Source organism: Solilutibacter silvestris (genome assembly GCF_002895945.1).
Lineage (GTDB): Bacteria > Pseudomonadota > Gammaproteobacteria > Xanthomonadales > Xanthomonadaceae > Solilutibacter > Solilutibacter silvestris.
In genome coordinates this window covers 33,886-58,663 of record NZ_NPZB01000001.1, presented here as the reverse complement: position 1 = coordinate 58,663, position 24,778 = coordinate 33,886, and the positions used below count along the sequence as shown (strand labels likewise).

Sequence of the window (24,778 nt, the reverse complement as noted above, 5' to 3'; positions counted from 1 at the left end):
AGCGCCTCGCCGTATGGGTGTCGAGGGCCGCTGCGGCGGCCCGAGGTAATCCGCACCGGGTAAAGATCGCGGCGCGGCTTGAGTCCGCATCCGGCGACCCCAGATCGGGAGCTCAAAGGAGACTCCGATGGACCCCAGTCAGAATCCAACCGTGTTCCACGCCACCACCATCTGTTCGGTGCGGCGCAACGGCAAAGTGGTGATCGCCGGCGACGGCCAGGTCACGCTCGGCAACACGGTGATGAAATCGAATGCGCGCAAGGTGCGACGCCTCGGCACGGACGGGCGCGTGCTCGCCGGATTCGCCGGCGCGGCGGCCGATGCGTTCACGTTGTTCGAGCTGTTCGAATCGAAACTGGAGAAGCACGGCCAGCTGCTGCGCGCGGCGGTCGAATTTGCCAAGGACTGGCGCACCGAACGTCGCTTCGGCAAGCTCGAAGCCTTGCTGGCGGTGGCCGATGCCGAAACATCATTGATCATCAGTGGCACCGGCGACCTGATCGAACCGGAAGACGGTTTGATCGCAATTGGTTCCGGCGGCATGTACGCGCTGTCGGCGGCGCGCGCGCTGATCGCGCATACCGAACTCGATGCCAAGACCATCGCGGTCGAGGCGCTCAAGATCGCCGGCGACGTCTGCATCTACACCAACCGCAACATCGTGGTGGAGGAACTGTGATGACCGATTCCTCATCCATGACGCCGCGCGAAATCGTCGCCGAACTCGATCGCCACATCATCGGCCAGCAGCAGGCCAAGCGTGCGGTCGCGATCGCGTTGCGCAATCGTTGGCGGCGCGCGCAACTGTCCGATGAACTTCGGCACGAAGTGATGCCGAAGAACATCCTGATGATCGGCCCGACCGGCGTTGGCAAGACCGAAATCGCGCGGCGACTGGCGACGCTCGCCAATGCGCCGTTCGTCAAGGTCGAGGCGACGCGCTTCACCGAAGTCGGCTACGTCGGCAAGGACGTCGAGCAGATCATCCGCGATCTCGCCGATACCGCGGTCAAGCTCTATCGCGAGCAGGCCAAGCAACGCGTGCGCACCCAGGCCGAAGAACGTGCCGAAGACCGCGTCCTCGATGCCCTGCTTCCGCAACGCGAGCACGCACCGAGCGGTTTCGGCTTCAATGCCGCGGACGTGCGCAACGAACCTTCGGCGGTGGAATCCGACACGCGCCGCAAGTTGCGTCAGCAATTGCGCAGCGGTGAACTGGACGAACGCCAGATCGAAATCGAAACCACCGTCAACGTCGGTGTCGACATCATGGCGCCGCCGGGCATGGAGGAAATGAGCCAGCAATTGCGCTCGATGTTCTCGCAACTCTCCGGCGGCAAGACCCACAAGAAAACGCTGACGGTGAAGGCCGCGCGCGTCGCCTTGCAGGACGAGGAAGCCGCCAAGCTGGTCAACGAGGACGAAGTGCGCGAAGCCGCGATCGAGGCTTGCGAGCAACACGGCATCGTCTTCATCGACGAGATCGACAAGGTCGCCAAGCGCAGTGAAGGCCATGGCGCCGATGTCAGCCGCGAAGGCGTGCAGCGTGATCTTCTCCCTCTGGTCGAAGGTTCGACGGTCAGCACCAAGTACGGCCCGGTGCGCACCGACCACATCCTGTTCATCGCCAGCGGTGCGTTTCACCTCGCCAAGCCCAGCGATCTGATTCCGGAAATGCAGGGTCGCTTCCCGATCCGCGTCGAACTGGGCGCGCTCGGCAAGGGCGATTTCGTCCGCATCCTCACCGAGCCGAAAGCCGCGTTGACGAAACAGTACGTCGAGCTGATGAAGACGGAAGGACTTGAACTCAGCTTTGGCGACGATGCTGTCGATCGCCTCGCCGAGATCGCCGCGGAAGTGAACGATCGCCAGGAAAACATCGGCGCGCGGCGCTTGCACACCGTGCTGGAACGTTTGCTGGAATCGCTGAGTTTCGAGGCGCCGGATCGCGGTGGCACGCTGGTGATCGATCGCGCCTATGTCGATGGCCACATCGGCGAGCTGGTGAAGGATCAGGATCTGTCGCGCTACATCCTGTAAGAAAGAACAGCGGCGTCATCGCGACGCCGCTGCCCGAGCGATCCGTTACTTCATCTTGTGTTCCATGCCGCGCGGATCATCAGCCGGATTCACGTAGTTGATCTGGAATGGGCCCATCGCCTGCACCTGGACAATGGCGCCGCCCTTGCTGGAAACGGCGTGCTGCATTCCTGCCGGCATGTTGACGAAATCATTCGCGCCGAGCATCCCGGCGTGCGCGCTCGCAGCATCGCCCATCGAATAGTCGAGATGGCCCTGGATCACCGTCACCGCCTCGTCGGTGGGATGGGTGTGACGCGGAATGCGATAGCCCGGTGGCATCTTCAGGCGAATCGTGAACAGGCCATCGGCGCCCGGATTGCCGGACAGGACGGCGAGCTTTGCGCCCTTGGGCAATCCCGGCGGTGCATCGCCCCACTGCAGTGCATTGGCATGCATCGCCATGTGTTCGGCCGGTGGGGTGGCGTTGATTGGTGCGGCAACGCCGACGAGCGCCAACGCTAGCAGCGTGGCGCGATACGAGAATTTCATGAGGTGAGCCTCCATGCGTGCGATCCTTCGCGAATTGCCATGGGCCGACTGGCCATGGCGTCGGCGGCCTGGGATGGTCCCGGCTCCCGGATTGTTCTCCGCGGGTGTTAATACGGTGCGAAGGGGCTGTGAGGTTGGTTACTGTTCGCCGGCAATAGCAGCGAGTAATTGTTCACGCATACTGCGGCCTTTCTCGTCGACCTTCTGCGTCATCAGATACAAGCCTTTGCCGTTGCTGCGTTTCGCCCACAGCTCGCCAACCATGCGCTTTTCCTTTTCCTGATCACTGCTGAAGCGATCGCCGCCCTTGTATTCGACGACTAGCAGGCGCCCGTCCTTCAGTTTTGCCACGAAATCGGGATAGGTGCGTTGCCGTGCCGTCGGCATCCAGAATTGCGATGCATGGACGAGATTGCGCACCCAGAATTCGACCTCGTCGAGCATGTCGATCTGCTGCGCGCACTCGAATTCTTCGCCGACCTTGCCACCGTGAGTCTTCCAGTCGAGATCGCCGGGTATCGGGTAATAGTGTTTGCGGAAGCGATACGCGCCCCGGTAATACCAATGCGCCGGGTACAGCGCCATGTCTGCGGGATAGATGAAGGCGTGGCCCGGTGCGTCGCTGCTGACCAGTTCGAGGCCATCATGAAACAACGCCTGCTGGAAACCGTCTGCATGTGCACGCTCCTTCGCAATCTGCAATTGTTCGGACAGCTTGCGGCGCAGGATGAACTGTGCCTTCAACAATTGCGCCAACGAGAAGCCGCGCTCGCGCAACAGGCCATCGACTGCACGACGCAACCATTCACGCAGCACGGGTTGCTTGATCGACGGCTCGCGGATTTCATGATCGAGCCAACCGATCAGGTCGGACTCGCTGCGATCCTGCGCAAAGCCGGGCAGATAGGTCGCGGCATCGTCCTTGACCTGGTGATAGCTCACCATCGCGCCATCGAGATCGACCTCGAAAGTCATGCTGTCGTCGTTGAAGTGGAAGCTCGCCAGATCAGGCGCCGTTGCCAGCAAATTCCACCGGAATTCGGCGGAGACCACGCCGCGGTCGACCAGTTCCAGTTCGTCTTGCTCCACCATGCACAGGCGCGGCACGCGGAACTCCATGCCACGCTCGCTGGGTGCCTTGGCGGCGGCGGTGACCATCTGGTGTTGTTCGATCTTCACCGCCACGGCTGCACGTTCGCGCGTGGGCACGGCCGCAACGATGGCCTCCACCGTTGCCGGGTCGATGTCATCGGTGATGGCGATGATGCCGCCGTTCCCGTCCACATTCGGGGTGAACACGACGCGGGGCTGGTCGCGTTCGGGCACGTCATCCAGCTTGGGTGCTTTCGTCACTTCGATATGCGTGGTCGGAAGCATTGGCGCATTCGTCTCGCCGCCGGACAGCGGCAATTCGGGACGATTCGAACGGTCGTCGCGGATCGCGGCGGCAGCTTCCATCGGATTGAATCCGATGTTGACCAGCGATTGCGTCAATTCACCCGCGGCTAATCCGAAGCGTTCGGTGACGACATGCGCATATGCCTTGTTCATCGCCTCCTGCCGACGTCGCGTTGCGTAGGGCATGCGCAGCACGCGACCGAGCAATTGCTGGATGTCCTTGTCGCTGCGCACCTGCGCTACCGAACAGAACACATAGGCGAAGGAACAGTCCCAACCTTCTTTCAACGCCTGCTTGGTGATGATGATCTCGATCAGGCAATCCTTCGCGAACAGGTCGACCCCATCGATCTCGCGCTGGCCGCCGGTGGCGATGGCGATAGCATCCGCCCTGATTCCATCGACCTCAAGCAGATGGCGCTTCACTTCTTCAACGGTCGCCGCGCCGCGCGCGTTTTCGGCCTGCACCAGCAGGATGGGGCGAATGTAGTCCGGTTCGTCCAGCGCGGTTTTCGCCAGCGATTTGCGCCGCGCCACCGCGCTGCTCACCGCCGTCTGCCATTGCCCGTTGTGCTCCTTCAGCACCACGGGGAACTTGATCATGTTCTCGGCCTTCAGCTCGAAGGCGGAGACGCTCACCAGCACGTTGGAACTCGCGATATCCGGCGTGGCGGTCAACTCGACCACCGCACGCGGCCCCAGGCGTTCGTACACCGTGTACGACAATCTCGTGGTCGCGTTGTGCGCCTCGTCCATGATCACCAGCGGGCCGTGCAGCTTCAGCAGGTTGGCGAACGATGCCAGTGCCTTGCCTGTTTTCGCGTCGCGATCGAGGTAGTCGAGATCCTTCGCGCTACCGCTGAAATGCGCTTCCAGATCCTCGTGATGCTCGTAGACCTTGCGCCCTTCCTTGTCGGTGACCCGCAATGCGGCAACGGTGGAGATGACGACGCTCACCTTGGTGCCGAGATCCGCGGGGCGAATCTGCGCGAAATCGGCGACGTCGAAAATCGCCACCTGTCCGCCGAAGGCATCATCCAGTTCCTGCCGATAGGGATGGCGCGGATCGCGGAATGCATCCAGCGTCTGCGTCTTGATCTGGGTGGTCGGCACCATCCACATCACCAGCGGGAATTCGCGATCCAGCAATGCGCGACCCGCCAACTGGATGATGTGCGCACCCATCACCGTCTTGCCGCCACCGGTCGGGATACGCAGGCATGCATAGGGTACGTCCGGCAATCCCGGCATCGGCTTGTACTGGTCGACCAGGCCCTTGTCCACGCTGGCTGCGAACGCCTCGGCTGGCCCCCTCAATTGCGTTGCATCGAAAAATCGTTCCAGCGAGGCGAGGGCGCGGCGCTGATAAAGCTTGAGATCGAGCGCCATGTCAGCGGGCCTTGATGTCGTAGGGCGTCTGGCGGAAGGTGACGCCGAGTTCGCACAACTGCTCCGCCGGCAGGTCGCAGGCTTCGCCGTAGATCACCTTGGGGCCATCGAACTTCGGCAGCGAACGCAGCATGCGCCGGGTCAGCACGTTGCCGCCGGACTTGCGTTCGTCGCCGAGGATGCCATTGAACAGCAGGTAATAGCCGACGCCGCCGTGATCGCCGAGGAACGGTTCCTTCTTCGCGCGGGTCGAGCGCGGCGTGCCGGTTTCCGCGAACCAGACATGCGCGGCCAGATGCTCAAAGCGGATGCTGTCGTCGATGTGGCCGTCTTCATCGAACACCGGCTTGCCGAGTTTGAAGAAACGGAAACCGCCGCCACCGGCCCAGCCGACCGCTTCGGAGATGCCGCCCTGTTCGCCGTTGACGACTTTGACCAGCCGTGGTTGGCAATGCGTGCGCGCGTGATCGCCCATTTCGATGCCGATCCAGCGCCGGCCCATCTTGTGGGCGACGGCTGCGGTGGTGCCGGAACCGAGGAAGCTGTCGAGGACCAGGTCGCCGGAATTGGTGGCGAGATGCAAGATGCGTTCTAGTAATCGTTCCGGTTTTGGTGTTCCGAAAACATCATCGCCAAATAGCGTGACGATTTCCTTCTTGGCGTCCTGCGTATGTCCGACTTCCTCATAGGACCACCATGTTTGTGGCGTTACGCCTTGCTTCACTTCGGTCAGGAATATTTTCGGTGCGGGTACGTTATTGCCGTTCTGCCCCCACCATATGCGGCCATCTGCATCCAGCGCGCGGAATTTCTCCTCGCTCACCCGCCAATAGGAACCTTTCGGTGGCCCGGTAATCACGCGGCCACTGGGACATGTGATCGGGTACGTCCCTTTGCTATAGAAATTGCGCGCCGCGAGGTTGTTCGGACGCCACGGGCCACGAGGATCGTTATCCACGTTTTTGTATGCTTTGTTTTGTTTCTCCGTGCGCGGCATGAGGTTCGGCTGCCACTCGGCCTCATCTTTTGCATAGATAAAGATATGGTCGTGGTCAACTGATAGGTGTTTTGCAGTACTTTTCGGTGCGTAGTTCTTGCGCCACAATGCCGTTGTTATGAAATTCTTCCGCCCGAAAACCTCGTCGCAAATCACCTTGAAGTAATGCGCCTCGTTGTCATCCAGCGTGATCCAGATCGATCCGTCCTGTGACAACAGCTCCCGCAACAACTCCAGCCGCGGATACATCATCGACAGCCACTGCGAATGCTCGATGTTGTCGTCGTAATGCTCGAACGCACTGCCGGTGTTGTAGGGCGGGTCGATGAAAATGCATTTCACCTGCCCGGCGTAATAGGGTAGTAGCGCTTTCAGTGCATCAAGATTGTCGCCCTCGATCAGCATGTTGGGCGAATCGGGTTCGCCATGCGACAGGCTCGCTACCGGTTCCAGCAGACGGTACTTCACCCGCGCCGCGCGCGTCAGGTCCTCGTCGCGATTGAACCAGGACAGCAGCGGCATCTAGCGCCGCTCCATCCGCATGCGCCCGGTCTGCCGATGGCCTTCCCTGACGATCTCCGGCAGTTGTTCGAGCAGGGACTTGGGCATGAACCCGGAGGGCAGACGATGACCCTTTCAATGAAAGCAAATCTTTCATCAAATGGAAAGCAAAACTTTCCATGTGCGGGCGGGATGCCACCTAACGTCCTGATCCATGAAGGACGAGAAAGCGGAATTTGCGAAACGGCTCCGGACGGCCTTGCGGGAGGCTGGCATCGAGGCCAGTGCCGCCGTGGTGGAGAAGCGTTTCAATTCCCGCTATGGCGGCACGCCGGTCACCGCGCAGGCGATCTCGCAGTGGCTCAACGGCCGGGTGATGCCGCGGCAGGACAAGATCCGCACGCTGGCGAGCATCGTCGGTGTCGATCCGCAGACGTTGCAGTACGGCACGCCGAGTCGCACTGGTGAAGCCAGGCAGGACTGGTCAGCCGGGCTGGGTCCGCAGGACCGGGTGATGGTCGACGGCTATCTCACCCTGTCATCGCCGCAGCGCAAGCTGGTGCGGGAACTGGTCGCCGCGCTGACGGGAGTCTCGGCGAAGTCCTGAGCGGCCTTGGGCACGCCTCGGGTTGACTTTCTCAAGGTGATCCATACAATGTATGGATGAGATTCGAGTGGGATCCGGGCAAGGCAACTGCCAACCTGAAGAAACACGGCGTTTCTTTCGAGGAAGCAAAAACCGTCTTCTATGACGAGTTTGCTGTCCAGTTTTTTGATGATGCCCATTCCGGACAGGAAGATCGTTTCATCATGCTCGGCATGAGCAGCGAAGCCAATTTGCTGGTCGTTTGCCACTGCGAACGGGAAGGCGAAGATGTCGTTCGGATCATTTCCGCCAGAAAAGCCACCAAATCCGAAACCCGCCATTACTCTGGAGGTTGACCGATGAAAGCCGAGTACGATTTTTCCAAAATGAAGTCGCGGAAGAATCCTTACGCGGCGAAGCTCAAGAAGCCTGTCTCCATGCGTCTCTCGGAGGACGTCGTCGAGTACTTCAAGGGCATGGCCAATGATGCCGGTGTCCCTTATCAGAGCCTCATCAATCTGTATCTGCGCGATTGCGTGATGACGCATCGCAAGGTGCAGATCGCGTGGCCATCGACCAAGACGTGACAAAAAAGCCGCCCATCGGGCGGCTTTTTCACGGCAACAACTCCCGCAATCAGTGACCGCCGCCGCCAGTGGCGACCTTCTCCAGATCGATGCCCTGGGCCTTGATCTGCCTTGCGGCGAACCAGGAATAGAAGCCCAGGTAGGCGAAGCAGCAGAAGCCCACCAGATAGCTCAGCTGGATGCCGATGTGCTCGGACAGCCAGCCCTGGAACATGCTGACCAGGCCGCCACCCATGATCATCATGATCAGGAAGCTGGAACCGGTGCCGGTATGCCTGCCGAGGCCGGTGATGGCGAGGGTGAAGATGCATGGCCACATCACGCTGCAGGCCAGTCCGCCGCAGACGAAGGCGAGGGCGCTCAGCAGGCCGGAGGTGAGCATGCCCACGGCCAGCGCGGTCATGCCCAGTATCGCGAAGTACTTCAGCATCCGCGCCGGGTTGCCGTGGCTGGCCAGTGCGGTGACGGCCATGATCGCGATCGGTACCACGTAGAGATGGAACTGCGAAGTGTCGTGCTTGGCAACGGCATTGACCGCCAGATAGACCGCGAATGCCAGGAACGGGAATACTAGGATCAGCGCCTTCTGCAGGCCGGGCTGTACGCCCATTACGCCGGGGATGCCGGTCCAGCGGCCCATCATCAAGCTGGCCCAGAACAGCGAGATGAAAGGCGCCACCTGTGCGGTGGGCACGCCGAGATTCTGCTTGAGGTAGGCCGGCAGGTTACCGGCGGTGGAGACTTCGACGCCGACGTACAGGAAGATCGCCAGCATGCCCAGCACCAGCTGCGGGTAGGCGAAGACGGAGGGACGGTGGATCAGCTTGCTGGCGTCCTCGGCTTCCTCTTCCGCGACCTTGTCGAGGTCGAGCCTGTTCGGCACCGACGAGAACTTGAGGATTGCGGCGACGATGAGGAAAGCCGCGCCCAGGAACAGGTACGGGGTCTTGACGTTGCCGATGTCGGCCGTGGCATTGCTGGCGGTGGCACTGCCGAAGATGGCGTAGCTGACCAGCAGCGGGCCGATGGTGGTGCCGAAATTGTTGACGCCGCCGGCCATGTTGAGGCGCTGCGCGCCGGTGCTGGGATCGCCCATCATGATCGCCAGCGGGTTGGCGGCGATCTGCTGCAGGGAGAAGCCCAGCGCCACCACGAACAGGCCGGAGAGCATCAGCGGGAAGGAGCCGAGGTTGGCGGCCGGGATGAACAACAGTGTGCCCAGTGCCGAGATCACCAGGCCGAGGCAGATGCCGTTCTTGTAGCCGATCCGGTTCAGCACGTCGCTGCCCGAGATCTTGGAATACAGGAAGTAGATCGCTGAGCCGACGGCATAAGCGATATAGAAGGCGTTCGACACCCACTGGCTTTCCGCCTGGCTCAAGTGGAACGCCTGCTTGAACACCGGGATCAGGATGTCGTTGCTGGCGGCGACGAAGCCCCAGAAGAAGAACACGATGATGAGTACGCCGAATTGCGACCAGCGGGTTTGTTGCTTCGTCATGATTGTCGTCGTCATCAGGGCAGGATGAGGTGCCTGTGGGCTGCACGGACCACGCCGCCGCAGGCACAGGCAGGGCGAGGTTAGCATCGATCCAAACATGCGATGCTGCGACGCACAAACAAGGGGTGATGACATGTCTTCGCGCGCCGCGATGCGATAATCCCCCCATGAACGATTCCAGCAACAAACCCGGCACCACCCACTTCGGCTATCGCGACGTTCCGGTGGGCGACAAGCAGAAACTGGTGGGCGAGGTGTTCACCTCGGTGGCCGGCAAGTACGACCTGATGAACGACCTGATGTCGCTGGGCGTGCATCGGGTGTGGAAGCACTACTTCGTCGCGACCTCCTCGGTGTCGCGTGGCGATCGCGTGCTCGACCTTGCCGGCGGCACCGGCGACATCGCCGCCTTGCTGCGCGGTCGCGTCGGCGACTCCGGCGAGATCGTGCTGGGCGACATCAACGGCGCGATGCTGAAAGTCGGGCGCGACCGCATGACCGACCGCGGCAACGTCAACGGTTTCGAGTACGTGCAATGCAATGCCGAAGCACTGCCGTTCCCCGATGCCAGCTTCGATCTCGTCACCATTGCCTTTGGCCTGCGCAACGTCACCGACAAGGATGCCGCGCTGCGCGAGATGCATCGCGTGCTGAAGATCGGCGGCCAGGCGCGCGTGCTCGAGTTCTCGCAGGTCACCGCCGACTGGTTCAAGCCGATCTACGATTTCCACAGCTTCAACATCCTGCCCAAGCTCGGCAAGTTGTTCGCGCAGGATGGCGACAGCTACCAGTACCTCGCCGAATCGATCCGCAAGCATCCGGCGCAGGATGCGCTCAAGGAGATGATGCAGGCGGCCGGGTTCGCGCGCTGCGACTACCGCAACCTGTCGGGTGGCATCGTCGCCATTCATACCGGCTACAAGGTCTAGTCCGCGGGAGCGTTAAACTCGGAGGTTTCCGCCGTCCGGAGCCTCCCATGCGCAAGACGCTGCTCGCCGCTTCCATCACCCTCGGCCTCGCCGGCTGCCCGCAGGCGCCCGCACCGCAGGCCTCGGCGCCGCCACCTGCGACCGCCGCGACCAGTGCGCCCGCGACCCAGACCAAGGAGGCGGTGGTGGACGAACATTCCTACTCGCAGCCCGACAAGGTCCGCACCACTGATCTGGCGCTCGACCTCGCGCTCGACTTCGACAAGAAGACGATCGCCGGCACCGCGACCTATACGCTGGACTGGCTCGACAAGTCGGCGACGCAGCTGGTCCTCGACACCCGCGACATCACCATCCAGAAGGCCGAAGGGCAGGCCGCCGATGGCCAGTGGAAGGAACTGAAGTTCGCGTTGGCGCCGGCCGACAAGATTCTTGGCAACAAACTCACCATCGATACGCCGGATCGTCCCGCCAAGGTGCGCGTGACCTACGTGACGTCGCCGAACGCCTCCGGCCTGCAGTGGCTCGATCCGGCGATGACCGAAGGCAAGAAGACGCCCTTCATGTTCAGCCAGTCGCAGCAGATCCACGCACGCAGCTGGGTGCCGTTGCAGGACACGCCGCAGATCCGTTTCACCTACACCGCGCACGTCACCGCGCCGAAAAACGTGATGGTGCTGATGAGCGCCGACAACAAGCCCGATGCCAAGCGCACTGGCGATTACACCTTCAAGATGCCGCAGAAGATCCCGTCGTACCTGCTGGCAATCGCTGCGGGCGACTTGGTGTTCAAGCCGATCAACGGCCGCAGTGGCGTGTGGGCGGAACCGTCGATGGTCGGCAAGGCCGAAAAGGAATTCGAAGACACCGGCAAGATGATCGATACCGCCGAAAAGTTGTACGGCCCGTATCGCTGGGATCGCTATGACTTGCTGGTGCTGCCGCCGTCGTTCCCCTATGGCGGCATGGAGAATCCGCGGCTCACCTTCGCCACGCCGACGGTGATCGTCGGCGACAAGTCGCTGGTGTCGCTGGTCGCGCATGAACTCGCGCACAGCTGGTCGGGCAACCTCGTCACCTTCGCCACCGACAAGGACGCGTGGTTGAATGAAGGCACCACCACCTACGTGCAGAGTCGCATCACCGAAGCGCTGTATGGCCTCGACGCCAAGGACATGGAGAACGCGATCGATCGCGGCGAACTGGCCGAGGAATACAAGACGCTCGATCCCAAGTTGCAGTTGCTGTCGCTGAAGCCGGGCACGCTGGCCGATCCCGATGGTTCGTCGAGCGCGACCGTCTACACCAAGGGCGCGTGGTTCTGGCAATGGCTGGAACAGAAGTACGGCCGCGACGTGTTCGACCCATTCCTGAAGGGATATTTCGATCACTTCGCGTTCCAGAGCATCACCACCAGGCAGATGCTCGATTACCTCAAGGCCAACCTGATCGACAAGTATCCCGGCAAGGTCAGCATGGCCGAAGTCGAGAAGTGGGTGTACGAACCCGGCGTTCCCGCCGACGCGCCGAAGACCGATTCCAAGAAGTTCGATGCGGTGGATGCATCGCTCAAGGCATGGCTGGCCGGTGCCAGCTTGCCGGACAAGGCGGTGACCGCGAAGTACAGCACGCAGGAATGGGAACATTTCCTCGAAGGCTTGCCGCAGACGCTGCCGATCGAGCAACTGAAGACACTCGATGCCGCCTATCACTTCACCGGCACGCCGAATGGCGAGATCGCGATGCGCTGGTATCCGCTCACCGTGCGCAGCGATTATGTGCAGGCGCGGCCCGAACTCGGCAAGTTCATCGAACGTGTTGGTCGCCGCAAGCTGATCATGCCGACCTACGTCGAATTGGTGAAGACGCCGGATGGATTGGCGTTCGCCAAGCAGGTGTTCGCGCAGGCCAAGCCGTCATACCACCCGATCACCACCGGCAGCGTGCAGGACGTGATCGACAAGGCGGAGAAGGCGGCGCCCGCGGCGCAACCGGCGGCGAAGTGACGATGCGTCGTCACTCGCCAATGATCGTCGCGCTTGCCCTCGCGCTCTCGGCGTGCGGGCAGGGCGGCGTGCAGGTTGATGCCAAGGCGCAGGCCGCCGCGCGCGAGCAGGATGCCGCGCCGGTGCTGGCCGATTTCGACAGTGCCTACACGGCTGGCGACTGGGGTCGCGCGCGCCTCAAGATCGACGAGTTGCATCAGGAATACGCCGGCACGCAGGCCGAAGCGAAGGCGATGGCGCATTACGACGAGGTCAAGGCGAAGTCGGACATCCGTCGCGAAGAGGATCGCCTGAAGTCGCTGTGGGATTACCAGACCAATCCCGAAGGCCGTGGCCAGCAGATCAGTGCGGCGTTGATTTCGAAGAACGAGATCACGCTCGATGGCGGCGTCTCGCATGTGCAACTGATCTTCCGCGATCATCCGGAATGGAAGCGCAGTACCTATATCGTGCTGTCGCGCGGCGACATCGATTGCTACAAGGGCTGCAAGGTCAAGGTGACGGTCGACGGCGCGACGAAGATGCTCGACGGCCTGCGCCCCGACACCAAGGAGGCGATCTCGATGTTCATCAATCCGGATCGCGCGCTGTGGAAAGCGATCCAGCACCACAAGGCATTGACGATCGAGATCCCGGTGAAGGGTGGCCCGAAGCAGACCGCGGAATTCGAAGTCGGCGGCCTTGATCCGGCGCGCATGCCGAAGGCGTGGAGCGCGCAATAACGCGCTCCGACGCGATGCTGTTTACAGCGTGTGGCCGAACTGCCGGGCGAATTCGGCGTTGAATTCGTCGAAGGTGAAGCGCTGGTTCTGGGTGCCGTGGTGGCTCACCTTCAGCGCGCCCATCAGGTTGCCGATGCGGCCGATCGTCAACCAGTCGTGGCCGTTCTCGATGCCATAGATCATTCCGGCGCGGAATGCATCGCCGCAACCGGTCGGATCGACCACCGCCTGTTCCTGCGCCTGCGGCACATGGATGGTTTGTCCGTCGACGAGGATGTCGCAGCCCTTCGGTCCGCGCGTGATGATGAAGGCCTTGACCTTGCCGGCGATTTCCGCCTCGCCCCAGCCGGTGCGTTCCTGCAGCAGGTTCGATTCGTAATCATTGGTGATGACGTAGTCGGCCTGTTCGATGAACTGGCGGAACTCGTCGCCGTTGAACAACGGCATCGCCTGGCCCGGGTCGAAGATGAAGGGGATGCCGGCGGCGGCGAACTCTCGCGCGTTCTGCAGCATGCCTTCGTAGCCATCGGGCGCGACGATGCCGATGGTGATATCGGCAACATCGTGTACGTGGTTCAGGTGGCTTTCCATCATCGCGCCGGGATGGAACGCGGTGATCTGGTTGTTGTCGTGGTCGGTGGTGATGAAGGCCTGCGGCGTCCACGCTTCCGGCAATTCGCGCACATGGTCGAGCGGGATGCCGAGTTTGGTGAAGTGTTCGCGATAGGGCGCGAAATCCTGGCCGACCGTCGCCATCGGAATCGACGTGCAGCCGAGCAACTTCAGGTTGTAGGCGATGTTGCCGGCACAGCCGCCGAATTCGCGGCGCATGCGCGGCACCAAGAACGAGACATTGAGGATATGAACCTTGTCCGGAAGGATGTGGTTCTTGAACTGGTCCGGGAACACCATGATGGTGTCGTAGGCGAGGGAACCACAAATCAGAGCGGACATATCGGGTTGGTTGGTTGCGGCAAACCGGGAAAGAGTAACCCGGCACGGGTGCAAGGGCCAACAAGACGCCGCCGGATAACGTTCCGGGAACACCGGAAGAGCGCTTTTTTGCTAGTCTAGTCGACTTCCCCCGACCCCCTCTCCAGGCCCAGATTCGATGTTCAAAAAGCTCCGCGGCATGTTCTCCAATGACCTCTCCATCGATCTGGGGACAGCCAACACCCTGATTTACGTCCGCGGGCAGGGAATCGTGCTGAACGAGCCATCGGTGGTGGCCGTGCGCCAGGACCGGACCTCCGGCCACGTCCGCTCGGTGGCGGCCGTGGGCAGCGATGCCAAGCAGATGCTGGGCCGCACCCCCGGCAACCTGACCACCATCCGGCCGATGAAGGACGGCGTGATCGCCGACTTCACCTATACCGAAGAGATGCTCAAGCACTTCATCCGCAAGGTCCACAAGTCGCGCTTCCTGCGTCCCAGCCCGCGCGTGCTGATCTGCGTGCCCTGCGGCTCGACCCAGGTGGAACAGCGCGCGATCAAGGAATCGGCGCTGGAAGCCGGTGCCCGTGACGTCTCGCTGATCGAGGAACCGATGGCGGCGGCGATCGGCGCCGGCCTGCCGGTGACCGAAGCGCGCGGCTCGATGGTGATCGATATCGGCGGCGGCACCTCGGAAGTCGCGGTGATCGCCCTCAACGGCATCGTTTACGCCCAATCGATCCGCGTCGGCGGCGACCGCTTCGACGAAGCCATCATCAACTACGTGCGTCGCCACCACGGCATGCTGATCGGCGAGGCCACGGCCGAGCGCATCAAGATCGAGATCGGCTGCGCCTATCCGCAGGAACACAACCGTTCGATGGAAATCTCCGGGCGCAACCTCGCCGAGGGCGTGCCCAAGGTGATCACCATCAGTTCCAACGAAGTGCTGGAAGCGCTGCGCGAGCCCTTGTCGCAGATCGTCGCCGGGGTGAAGCAGGCGCTGGAACAGACGCCGCCGGAACTGTGCGCGGACGTCGCCGAGCGCGGCATCGTGCTGACCGGCGGTGGTGCGCTGTTGCGCGATATCGACCGTTTGTTGAGCGAGGAGACCGGTCTGCACGTGCAGGTGGCGGATGATCCGCTGACCTGCGTGGCGCGTGGCGGTGGCCGTGCGCTGGAATTACTCGACGCCCACGGCAACGAGTTTTTCACCAGCTGACCGAATGCTTCATCGGGCGTCGTTCGCGGCGCCTCCATCGCCTCCCCCGCGGGGCGCCCACTGCCCAACTGACGCGCCCCTCCCATCGTGTCCTCCTATCCCGGTCCCGCAGCGCCCCGCACCGAGAGCATCGCGGAGACGTTGCGCTTGCTCGCTTATCTCGCGGCCTGCATCGTGCTGATGGCGTTCGATCGCCACGGCGGCGTGATGCAGCGCGTCCATGCCTCGCTGGAACTGGTGGCGCAGCCGGTGTGGAAACTGGCGGGACTGCCCGGCCGCATCGGCGTGGAGATGCGCAACAACGCGGTGAGCCGTTCGCAATTGATCCAGGACAACGCCGCGTTGCGCAACGCGGTCGCGGTGGCCGGTGCGCGGATGGCGCGACTGCAGGCCGAACAGGCCGAGAACGAGCGCCTGCGCGGCCTGCTCGGCGCGGCGCAACGTGGACGGCTCGACGTGCAACTGGCGCCGATCCTCGATATCGACCTCGACCCCACCCACCAGCGGCTGATGCTGGATGCCGGCTCCAACCAGGGCGTGCATGTCGGGCAGGTGGTGATTGATGGCGGCGGCATCCTTGGCCAGGTCACCTCGGTGCAGCCGATCACCTCGACGGTGCTGCTGATCACCGACCCCGACCACGCCATCCCGGTGGAAGTGGTGCGGACCGGCATCCGCCTGATCGTCTACGGGCGCGGCAATCGCCTGGTGCTGGGTTACATCCCGCGTTCCGCCGACATCAAGGTCGGCGATCGCGTGCAGACCTCGGGACTGGGTGGGCGATTCCCCGCCGGCTTCCCGGTCGGCACCATTGCCAAATTGAAGCTGGACGACAGTCGCGCATTCCTCGAAGCCGAGCTCACGCCCGCCGCGCAACCCGATCGCGGCCATGAAGTGCTGCTGCTGCGCACGCTGCCCACCGCTCCGGTGTTCAAGCCGGTGGAATTGCCGGGACGCGATGCCAAGCCTGCGCACGACAAGGTCAAGGCCAGGCATAGCAACATGGAACCCGTGGAGGAAAAGCCATGATGCGGCGGCGCACGCGTCTGCTGCAGGTCGCCAGCATCGTCGTCGCGATGTTGCTGGCATTGCTGCCGTTGCCGGATGCGATCGTGCCGTTCCGGCCGTTCTGGATGGCGCTGGTGCTCGCCTATTGGGTGCTGGAACATGGCGATGACAGCGGCCTCGGCGTCGCCTTCCTCATCGGCCTCTTGCTGGACGTGGTGCAAGGCACCTTGCTGGGCGAATACGCGTTGCGACTGGTGGTGATCGCGTTCCTGCTGGATCGCTTCCGTTCGCGCCTGCGCTTCTATCCGATCTGGCAACAGGTGCTGGCGATCGCCGCACTGCTGGTGAATGACTGGATCGTCACCGCGATCGTCCATGCCTTCCTCGGCCAGCCGCAATTGCCGATCGCCACGCTGGGCGCGGCTGCGGTCGGCGCGGTGCTGTGGGGGCCGGTGTACGCACTGCTGGCGACGCTGGACCGCGGACGGCGCTGATGGCGTTGCGACGCAGCGCAATCAAGAACCAGGCGCTCGAGGTCGAGCAGTTCCGGCGGCGTGCGTTCATCGCGTTCGCGGCGGTGGTGGCGGGCTTGCTGGTGCTGGCTGGCTGGTATTTCCACATGCAGGTGCTACAGCACCGCATGTACTCGGCGCTCGCCGAATCCAACCAGATCAAGCCGCGGCCGATCGTGCCCGGGCGTGGCCTGATCTACGATCGCAAGGGTCGCATCCTTGCTGACAACGTCCCGCAGTTCCGCCTCGACGTGACACCCGACCAGGTCGACGACATGGCGACGCTGGTCCAGCAGTTGTCGACGCGGATCGAGCTGAAGCCGGAAGACATCGAAGCCTTCGATCGTGCGCGTGATGCCAGTCGCCCGCATGCGCCGGTGACGTTGAAGGCGAAATTGACCGACGAGGAAATCGCGCGTTTCTCGGTGGACCGCTGGCAGTTCCCGGGTGTGGAGATCGTCCCGTACTTCGGTCGCGTCTATCCGTACAAGGATCTGTTCACCCACATCATCGGTTACGTCGGCCGCGTCGATGCGCGCGACAAGGAGAAGATGGTGTCGCTCGATGCCGCCTTCAGCCACGTCGGCAAGACCGGGCTGGAGCGTTATTACGAAGAGGTACTGCGCGGCAAGGTCGGCTATGAACGCATCGAGACCAACGTCAACGGACGCGCGCTGCGCACGCTCGGCGTGGTGCCGGCAAAACCGGGCGACGACCTGCGTCTGACCATCGACCTCGATCTGCAGCGGGCGATGGTGGAGGCATTCGGCAACCTCGAAGGCACGGCGGTGGCCATCGATCCGCGCACCGGCGGCATCCTCGCGATGGTCAGCCTGCCGTCGTACGACGCCAACTTGTTCGTCAACGGCATCTCGCACGATGACTACGCCGCGTTGAACGAGAATCCCTCGCGCCCGCAGTTCAACCGCATCGTGCTGGGTGGCGTCGCGCCAGGTTCGACGGTGAAGCCGTTCCTCGCCCTCGCCGGTCTCGAGAGTGGCCTGCGCACGCCGGAGGACAAGGTGCTGTCGACAGGCATGTTCTACATCCCCGGGCAGAAGCGCGGCTACGGCGATTCGCATCGCGGCGGCCACGGCTGGACCGACATGCGCAAGTCGATCTATGCCTCGGTCAACACCTATTACTACAAGCTCGCGCTTGATCTGGGCATGGCGCGCTTCGACCAATATCTCGGCAAATACGGCTTCGGCTCGCCCACCGGCATCGACATGTACGGCGAGATCGGCGGCATCCTGCCCTCGCCGGAGTGGAAGCGCACGCACATCAAAGGCGCCAGCGAATCGCGCTGGTATATCGGTGACACGGTGATCAGCGGCATCGGCCAGGGCTTCTGGAAAGTCACGCCGTTGCAATTGGCGCAGGGCGTCGCCGCACTGGGCAATGGCGGGCTGTTGCGGCGACCGCACCTGGTTGAAGCGGCGCGCACCGGCTTTGGCGGATCGTGGGGCGAGTTGCCGCAGTCCGAGCCGAGGCGCATCAGCGACAGTCCCGCGCATCTGCAAGTGATCCGCGAAGGCATGATCGGCACCGTGCATGGCGCCGGCACCGCGACCAACATTCGCGCTGGCTTGACCTACATCATCGCCAGCAAGACTGGTACCGCGCAGGTGGCAAGCCGACGCAGCGCCGCGGCGGTCAATCCGCGCAACCTGCCGATGAACCTGCGCCATCGCGCGCTGTTCGAAGCCTACGCGCCCGCCGACAATCCGACGATCGCCGTGGCGGTGGCCGTCGAAGGTGGTGGCTATGGTGCCGATACCGCGGCGCCGATTGCGCGCAAGATCATGGATGCGTGGATCACCGGCAAGATGCCGAGTGCGGGCAAGGACGGCAAGGACATGCTCGCCGATGGCCGCGATCCGATGTTCGCCGATGCCGAAAGCGGCGCGATCGGCACCGAGTCGTTCCTGGTGCCGGGCACCATCGATGCGCTGCAGGATCGCAGCACCGACATGCTGCCGTCCGAGGATCCCGGTGCCGGCGATGACAACACGCCGACTGATACGCCGGGGCAGACGCCATGAATCCGTTGCTGAGGCTCATCACCAACTGGGTCGAGCGCCTGTTGCGCACCATCGACTTGCCGCTGTTGTGCGCATTGCTGCTGCTGATGGCCAGTGGACTGGTGACGCTTTACAGCGCCAGCAACGGCAGCCTGCACATGGTGATGGGGCAGGGCTCGCGCTTCGTGATCGGCCTCGGCCTGATGTGGTTGCTGTCGCGCGTCGCGCCGCCGCGATTGCGCGCGGCTTCGCCCTATGTCTACCTGCTGACGATCGTGCCGCTGCTGGCGGTGCTGGTGCTCGGCCGTGGTCACCACGGAAACCTGTGGATCAATCTCGGCATCTTCTATTTCCAGCCATCGGAATTGATCAAGCTCAGCCTGCCGATGATGCTGGCATGGTATCTGCACAATTCCGTATTGCCACCCAATGTGCGGACAATCGCGATCTGCGGCGCGATCGCCGCAGTACCAATCCTGCTGATCCTCAAGCAACCGGATTTCGGCACCTCGATGCTGATCACCTGCGGCGCGGTGTTCACCATGTTCCTCGCCGGACTGTCATGGTGGTGGTTCATCGGCGCGTTCACGTCGGTGGCGGTGGCGGCGCCGGCGGCATGGTTCTGGTTCCTGAAGCCATACCAGAAGGACCGCATCCTGATTTTCGTCAATCCCGATTCGGACAAGCTCGGCGCGGGCTGGAACATCACACAGTCGAAGATCGCGATCGGCTCCGGCGGCTGGTCCGGGCAGGGCTGGCAACAGGGCACGCAATCGCATCTCAACTATTTGCCGGAACACACCACCGACTTCCTGTTCTCGGTATTGAGCGAGGAATTCGGCTGGCTCGGCGTGGCGCTGATGTTCGCCGCCTACCTGTTCGTGATCGGACGCTGCCTGTGGATCGCGATGGAAGCGCGCGATTCCTATTCGCGCCTGCTGGCCGGCACGCTGGGCCTGGCACTGTTCGTCTACGTGATGGTCAACGGCGGAATGATCTCGGGCATGTTGCCGGTGGTCGGCGTGCCGATGCCGCTGCTGTCGTATGGCGGCACGTCGGCAGTGGTGCTGCTGGCGGGCATGGGCCTGGTGATGTCGGTGCGCGCGCATTCGCCACGGCGAACCTGAGTGCTGCAGTCAGGATCATCCACGGGGTGCGTGCTACCCTCCGCGACGATGACCCGACGCCACCTGACTCTCGCTGCGGTATCGCTGCTGTTGGCCGCTTGCGCCACGCAGTCGCCGCCGCCGCCCCGGCCCGTGCCGGTTCCGCCATCTCCCGCTCCCGCACCGACACCCGTGCCGCCAATGGCGACGCCCGCGCGTCCGACCGGCCCGGTCCCTGATCTCGTCACCGCGCGCCACGATTTCGCCCGCGACGCTGCCGCCAAATACGGCGTCGATCCGCAGCGCGTCGAGTCGATTCTCGCCAGCGCGCAGATCCGCGCGCCGATCATCGCCGCGATGTCGCGCCCGGCCGAAGGCAAGGCGTGGAGCGAATATCGCCCGCTCTTCCTCAATGGCGCGCGCATCGATGGCGGCAAGGCCTTCATCGCCAAACATCGCAATGAACTTCAGGCGGTCGAAACGAAGTACGGCGTGCCGGCGGAGATCATCGTCGCGATCATTGGCGTCGAAACCGGCTACGGCGCCAACATGGGCAAGTATCCGGTGGTGGATGCGCTGTACACGCTCGGTTTCCGCTATCCGCGCACCAATGCGCCGGACAAGATCGAGCGCGAGAACATGCGCGAGGCCTTCTTCCGCGACGAGCTGGCGCAGGCATTCGCGATGGAGAAGGAAGCGCGCCTCGACATCAGCCAGTTGCGCGGCAGTTACGCCGGCGCGATGGGCTGGGGCCAGTTCATGCCGTCGAGCTATCGCCAATACGCGGTCGATGGCGATGGCGATGGCAAGCGCGATCTGTTCGGCGATCTCGCCGACGTGTTGCCGTCGATCGCCAACTATTTCGTCGGTCGCGGCCAGTGGCAACGCGGCCAGCCGGTGATGGTGCGCGCGACGCGCGATGCCGGTGCGCAGGCGATCAATCCCGACAACCGCAGCGAAGCGATGTTGCCGCAGGCTGACCTTGCGAAGATGGGCTATCGGCCGTTGCAACAGGTCGCGGCGGAGTTGCCGGCCAACATCATCACGCTGGATGGCGCCAACGGTCCCGAATACTGGATGGTGTTTCCCAACTTCGTGGCGATCACCAAGTACAACAAGTCGCCGCTGTATTCGACCGCCGTGTACCAGTTGTCGCAAATGATCGCTGGCCATCCGGTGCCTGGCGCATGAAGCGCGTCGCGCTCGCCATCGCGTTGCCGGTGGCGCTGGCCGCGTGCAGTTCCGCGCCGCCGAAATCGCAACCCGCGACAACACGCGCGACCACCATTCCGAAAGCCACACCGCGCGCAACAACCGCAACCGCCACGAATCCCTCGGCATCGCCCTATGCGCCGGCGCAGGAAGACGCCAGCAAGCGCGGGCAGATGGTTGGCGACATCTATCGTCCCGACATCCGCGACAGCGTGCCCGGCGAGATTCCCGACGTGAACCGCATCCCGGAGCCGACCGTCAAGGCGGAACCGCGGTCGAAACGCGGCAACAAGTCCTATGCGGTGCTCGGCAAGAACTACAGCGTGCTCGACGATTCGCGCGGTTATTCCGAAACCGGGACCGCGTCGTATTACGGCAACAAGTTCCATGGCCGCCGCACCTCCAACGAAGAGGTGTACGACATGTACGCCTTCACTGCGGCGCATCGCACCTTGCCGCTCCCCAGCTTTGCGCGCGTCACCAATCTCGACAACGGCAAGTCGGTGGTGGTGCGCATCAACGATCGCGGGCCGTTCCATTCCAACCGGCTGATCGATCTCAGCTACGCCGCGGCGGTGAAGCTCGGCTATCGCGAGAAGGGCACGGCCCACGTGCGCGTCGACGCGCTGACGCCCGAGGAAAGCCGCGAGACCAATGACGCGATCGAACTCGCCGCCGCGGCGAAAACCGATCCTGCGGCCAAGTCGCAACTGGCGCAGCAGGTTGCCGATGGCAAGGTGCCCGCAGGCGTCGCGCTGGCCAGTTCGCCAGCGGTGGCGGAGGACTATCGCTTCGACATGATGCAGAACGGCAAGGTGATGACCTCCACCGAGTTCGATGCGTGGATGAAAGCGCGCGGCCTGCACGTCGCCACCGGAAAACCCGGCAAGCCCGACGCGGCGCTGACGGTGTTGCCTGCGGTGACGCCATCGCCGGTGACCCAGGTCGCGACCACGTCCGCATCGTCGCCCGCGACGGCTCCACCATCACCCAAGCCGGTCGCTTCCGCAGCCACCGCCACGATGTCCGTGGCACGCGCACCGGCTCCGCCAATCGTGACTTCCAGCCCCAGCACATCCACCACGACTGCCGCCGGACTCACCCTGCAGGTCGCCGCATTCTCCAGCCAGCAGAACGCCGAACATGCGTTGGACATCGTCCAGCACGCTGGCGTCAGCAATGCCCGCATCGTCGAGGGCTGGGCCAATGGCCGGCGTTTCTGGCGCCTGCGCGTGGTGGCGATGAACAGCGCCGAAGTCCCGACGCTGTCCGCGCGCATCTCCGGCCTCGGATTCGGGACACCGAATCCCGTCCGCGACTAAACTTGTCGCCTGCGCTGCCGCCAATCGCGGCCGCATTCTCCCGCTTCCCCAGATCCCAGCACATGACCTCCAGACCCGTTGCCGTTCTTTCCGTTGCCGTCCTCACCGCCGCCTTCGGGCTGGCCTTCGCGCAGACCCCCGCGCCTGCACCGGCGGCCACGGCCCCGGCCGCCGTTGCCACCGGCGAGCTGCCGATCCCGTCCGCGCCCGCGCCCGCGGTGTCCAAGGCCTGGGTGGTGATGGACTACGCCACCGGCCAGGTGCTGGCGGGCCAGAACATCGATACCCAGCTGGAACCGGCCAGCATCACCAAGGTGATGACCAGTTACGTCATCGCCGCCGAAATCGCCAAGGGCAAGGTCAAGGCCAGCGACCAGGTGATGATGACCGAGCACGCCTGGAAGACCGGTGGCGCCGGTACCGATGGCAGCTACAGCGGCTTCGAAGTCAACAAGTCGGCGCCGCTGGAGCAGATGGAAACGGGCATGGTGGTGCAATCCGGCAACGACGCCGCGATCGCGCTGGCCGAACACGTCGCCGGCAGCGAGGAAGCCTTCGCCCAGTTGATGAACAGTTATGCCGCCAAGATCGGCATGAAGAACAGCCACTTCGTCGATCCCACCGGTCTTTCCGCGCAGGGACATCTGTCCACCGCGCACGATCTGGCGCTGCTCGGCCGCGCGCTGATCCACGACTATCCGCAGGCCTATGCGCTGAACAAGATCCGCGAGTTCACCGTCGGTCCGATCACCCAGCCCAACCGCAACCTGCTGCTGTGGCGCGATTCCTCGGTCGACGGCATCAAGACCGGCCATACCTCCAATGCCGGTTACTGCCTGATGGCGTCGGCGCAGCGCGGCGACCAGCGCCTGATCGCCGTCGTGCTGGGCGATACCAGCGAGAAGCAACGCGCCGACGACGTGCAGGCCCTGCTCAACTGGGGCTTCCGCTTCTACGAAACCCACAAGTTGTATGACGCCAACGCACAGGTGAGCGTGCAGAAGGTGTGGAAGGGTGCCAGCCCGCAAGTGCGTCTGGGCGTCGCCGAACCACTGCTGGTGACGGTGCCGCGCGGTCGTTTCGAAGCGCTGAAGTCGTCGATGGAGGTGCCGCAGAACCTGATCGCGCCGATCGCCAAGGGCCAGCGCGTGGGCACCATCAAGTTGTCGCTGGATGGCAAGCCGATCGCCGAGGCACCGCTGGTCGCGATCGATGCGGTCGATCAGGGCGGCTTCTTCCGCCGCCTGTGGGATAGTCTGATGCTGTGGTGGAAGTCGCGCTGATGGAAATCAAATCCGACAATCCCGAACACGGCTTCCAGTTTCCCGGCGTGTTCGAAATCACCGCGATGGGGCCGGCCGCTGCCGGACTCGAAGCGGTGATTCCCGGCTTGCTGGAAGACGCCGGCATCGAAGTGTTGCGCGAAACCGTCGCCACCCGCGATTCCTCCGGCGGCAAGTACGTGTCGATCAAGCTCAGCTTCAAGGCGGCGTCACGCGAACAGTACGATGCCGCGCATGCGGCGCTGCGTGGTCATCCGGAAGTGAAGTGGACCATCTGACGTCCGTTTCGCGATGAACACTGCGCAATGAACAGTCGGGATTGCATCGTCCGTGATCTCGGTCGCCAGACGTATGAGCCGGTGTGGCACGCGATGCAGGCATTCACCGATGCGCGCGATGCCGACACGACTGATGAGTTGTGGCTGGTCGAACACGATCCGGTGTTCACCCTCGGCCAGGCCGGCAAGCCCGAACACGTGCTGGCGCCCGGCGACATTCCGGTGATTCCGGTCGATCGTGGCGGCCAGGTGACCTATCACGGTCCCGGCCAGATCGTCGCCTATCCGCTGCTCGACCTGAAGCGCCTCGGCATCGGCGTGCGCGAGTACGTGCATCGCATTGAACAAGCGATCATCGACACCTTGGGCGAATGGAACATCCTTGGCCTGCGCCGCGATGGCGCGCCCGGCGTCTACGTCAATGACGCCAAGATCGCTGCGCTCGGCATCCGCGTGCGTCGTGGCTGCACCTTCCACGGACTGGCCTTCAACATCACCGGGGAGAGCACGCCGCCGTTCGCGCGCATCAATCCCTGCGGTTATGCCGGTCTGCAGGTGGTGGCGCTGGACGATCTTGGCGGACCAGGCGGCATGGCCGCGGTCAAGCCGGTGCTGGTGGCGGAACTCGCCCGCCAATTCGGGCTGCGGATGCAGCCGGATGCGCCGCCGCAGCTGGCTGCGCGATAATGGC

Annotated in this window: 23 protein-coding genes; 18 read left to right on the top strand and 5 right to left on the bottom strand. The window is 63.3% G+C overall.

Annotated features, from left to right (window positions below; all coding sequences use genetic code 11):
* Positions 1-127: 127 nt before the first annotated feature.
* Together hslV and hslU are read left to right on the top strand one after the other, a co-directional pair.
* Positions 128-679, top strand: a complete 552-nt coding sequence (hslV, locus tag Lysil_RS00275) for an ATP-dependent protease subunit HslV (protein ID WP_103073608.1) — start codon at positions 128-130, stop codon at positions 677-679.
* Positions 679-2,040 carry an ATP-dependent protease ATPase subunit HslU gene (gene hslU, locus Lysil_RS00270; protein ID WP_103073607.1) on the top strand — a complete coding sequence of 454 codons (1,362 nt, stop codon included), beginning with the start codon at positions 679-681 and terminating at the stop codon, positions 2,038-2,040. The genes hslV and hslU overlap by 1 nt, the downstream gene beginning before the upstream one ends.
* Before the next feature lie 45 nt (positions 2,041-2,085).
* Here the strand turns inward: hslU and Lysil_RS00265 are convergent, their stop codons facing one another.
* The 3 genes from Lysil_RS00265 to Lysil_RS00255 form a co-directional block, all read right to left on the bottom strand.
* Positions 2,086-2,571, bottom strand: a complete 486-nt coding sequence (locus Lysil_RS00265; RefSeq protein ID WP_103073606.1) for a cupin domain-containing protein — start codon at positions 2,569-2,571, stop codon at positions 2,086-2,088.
* A gap of 138 nt (positions 2,572-2,709) precedes the next feature.
* Complete coding sequence (locus Lysil_RS00260; protein WP_103073605.1) at positions 2,710-5,358, bottom strand: DEAD/DEAH box helicase; 2,649 nt, start codon at positions 5,356-5,358, stop codon at positions 2,710-2,712.
* Position 5,359: 1 nt separating this feature from the next.
* Positions 5,360-6,877 (bottom strand): site-specific DNA-methyltransferase, encoded by a 1,518-nt coding sequence (locus tag Lysil_RS00255; protein ID WP_103073604.1) that lies wholly within the window; start codon positions 6,875-6,877, stop codon positions 5,360-5,362.
* A gap of 193 nt (positions 6,878-7,070) precedes the next feature.
* Here Lysil_RS00255 and Lysil_RS00250 point away from each other — a divergent pair, with 193 nt between their 5' ends.
* From Lysil_RS00250 to Lysil_RS00240, 3 genes are read left to right on the top strand one after another with little or no spacing between them, the layout of a single operon-like run.
* Positions 7,071-7,463, top strand: coding sequence for a transcriptional regulator (locus Lysil_RS00250; protein WP_103073603.1), 393 nt, complete (start codon positions 7,071-7,073; stop codon positions 7,461-7,463).
* A gap of 56 nt (positions 7,464-7,519) precedes the next feature.
* Positions 7,520-7,798, top strand: coding sequence for a BrnT family toxin (locus Lysil_RS00245; protein ID WP_103073602.1), 279 nt, complete (start codon positions 7,520-7,522; stop codon positions 7,796-7,798).
* Between the two features lie 3 nt (positions 7,799-7,801).
* A complete protein-coding gene (locus Lysil_RS00240) occupies positions 7,802-8,029 on the top strand; it encodes a CopG family antitoxin (protein ID WP_103073601.1) in 228 nt (75 codons plus the stop codon).
* Positions 8,030-8,078: 49 nt separating this feature from the next.
* On the opposite strand, the gene Lysil_RS00235 is transcribed toward Lysil_RS00240, so the two are convergent.
* Positions 8,079-9,530 carry an MFS transporter gene (locus Lysil_RS00235; RefSeq protein WP_103073600.1) on the bottom strand — a complete coding sequence of 484 codons (1,452 nt, stop codon included), beginning with the start codon at positions 9,528-9,530 and terminating at the stop codon, positions 8,079-8,081.
* Between the two features lie 167 nt (positions 9,531-9,697).
* Here Lysil_RS00235 and ubiE point away from each other — a divergent pair, with 167 nt between their 5' ends.
* The 3 genes from ubiE to Lysil_RS00220 are packed head-to-tail and all read left to right on the top strand — an operon-like array spanning position 9,698 to position 13,187.
* Positions 9,698-10,459 carry a bifunctional demethylmenaquinone methyltransferase/2-methoxy-6-polyprenyl-1,4-benzoquinol methylase UbiE gene (gene ubiE / locus Lysil_RS00230; RefSeq protein ID WP_103073599.1) on the top strand — a complete coding sequence of 254 codons (762 nt, stop codon included), beginning with the start codon at positions 9,698-9,700 and terminating at the stop codon, positions 10,457-10,459.
* 47 nt (positions 10,460-10,506) lie between these two features.
* Positions 10,507-12,465: a M1 family metallopeptidase gene (locus Lysil_RS00225; protein ID WP_103073598.1), complete on the top strand. Its 1,959-nt coding sequence runs from the start codon at positions 10,507-10,509 to the stop codon at positions 12,463-12,465.
* A gap of 2 nt (positions 12,466-12,467) precedes the next feature.
* On the top strand, positions 12,468-13,187 hold the full coding sequence (locus Lysil_RS00220) for a hypothetical protein (protein ID WP_129588323.1): 720 nt from the start codon (positions 12,468-12,470) through the stop codon (positions 13,185-13,187).
* A 21-nt stretch (positions 13,188-13,208) separates the two neighbouring features.
* Here Lysil_RS00220 and Lysil_RS00215 read toward each other — a convergent pair whose 3' ends face one another.
* On the bottom strand, positions 13,209-14,141 hold the full coding sequence (locus Lysil_RS00215; RefSeq protein WP_103073596.1) for a carbohydrate kinase family protein: 933 nt from the start codon (positions 14,139-14,141) through the stop codon (positions 13,209-13,211).
* Between the two features lie 157 nt (positions 14,142-14,298).
* On the opposite strand from Lysil_RS00215, the gene Lysil_RS00210 reads away from it, so the two are divergent.
* The 10 genes from Lysil_RS00210 to lipB all read left to right on the top strand — a co-directional run bounded on the left by Lysil_RS00210 (position 14,299) and on the right by lipB (position 24,774).
* Complete coding sequence (locus tag Lysil_RS00210; protein ID WP_103073595.1) at positions 14,299-15,342, top strand: rod shape-determining protein; 1,044 nt, start codon at positions 14,299-14,301, stop codon at positions 15,340-15,342.
* An 87-nt stretch (positions 15,343-15,429) separates the two neighbouring features.
* Complete coding sequence (mreC, locus tag Lysil_RS00205) at positions 15,430-16,371, top strand: rod shape-determining protein MreC (protein ID WP_338064156.1); 942 nt, start codon at positions 15,430-15,432, stop codon at positions 16,369-16,371.
* Positions 16,368-16,844, top strand: a complete 477-nt coding sequence (gene mreD, locus Lysil_RS00200; RefSeq protein WP_103073593.1) for a rod shape-determining protein MreD — start codon at positions 16,368-16,370, stop codon at positions 16,842-16,844. The genes mreC and mreD overlap by 4 nt, the downstream gene beginning before the upstream one ends.
* A complete protein-coding gene (mrdA, locus tag Lysil_RS00195; protein ID WP_103073592.1) occupies positions 16,844-18,907 on the top strand; it encodes a penicillin-binding protein 2 in 2,064 nt (687 codons plus the stop codon). The genes mreD and mrdA overlap by 1 nt, the downstream gene beginning before the upstream one ends.
* Positions 18,904-20,013 carry a rod shape-determining protein RodA gene (gene rodA / locus Lysil_RS00190; RefSeq protein WP_103073591.1) on the top strand — a complete coding sequence of 370 codons (1,110 nt, stop codon included), beginning with the start codon at positions 18,904-18,906 and terminating at the stop codon, positions 20,011-20,013. The genes mrdA and rodA overlap by 4 nt, the downstream gene beginning before the upstream one ends.
* Positions 20,014-20,061: 48 nt before the next feature.
* On the top strand, positions 20,062-21,183 hold the full coding sequence (mltB, locus tag Lysil_RS00185; protein ID WP_103073590.1) for a lytic murein transglycosylase B: 1,122 nt from the start codon (positions 20,062-20,064) through the stop codon (positions 21,181-21,183).
* Positions 21,180-22,526: a septal ring lytic transglycosylase RlpA family protein gene (locus Lysil_RS00180; protein ID WP_103073589.1), complete on the top strand. Its 1,347-nt coding sequence runs from the start codon at positions 21,180-21,182 to the stop codon at positions 22,524-22,526. Before mltB ends, Lysil_RS00180 begins: the two co-directional genes overlap by 4 nt.
* A 62-nt stretch (positions 22,527-22,588) precedes the next feature.
* Positions 22,589-23,809 carry a D-alanyl-D-alanine carboxypeptidase family protein gene (locus Lysil_RS00175; RefSeq protein ID WP_103073588.1) on the top strand — a complete coding sequence of 407 codons (1,221 nt, stop codon included), beginning with the start codon at positions 22,589-22,591 and terminating at the stop codon, positions 23,807-23,809.
* Positions 23,809-24,087 carry a DUF493 family protein gene (locus Lysil_RS00170; protein ID WP_103074883.1) on the top strand — a complete coding sequence of 93 codons (279 nt, stop codon included), beginning with the start codon at positions 23,809-23,811 and terminating at the stop codon, positions 24,085-24,087. The genes Lysil_RS00175 and Lysil_RS00170 overlap by 1 nt, the downstream gene beginning before the upstream one ends.
* 27 nt (positions 24,088-24,114) lie before the next feature.
* Positions 24,115-24,774 (top strand): lipoyl(octanoyl) transferase LipB, encoded by a 660-nt coding sequence (lipB, locus tag Lysil_RS00165; protein ID WP_103073587.1) that lies wholly within the window; start codon positions 24,115-24,117, stop codon positions 24,772-24,774.
* Positions 24,775-24,778: the final 4 nt, after the last annotated feature.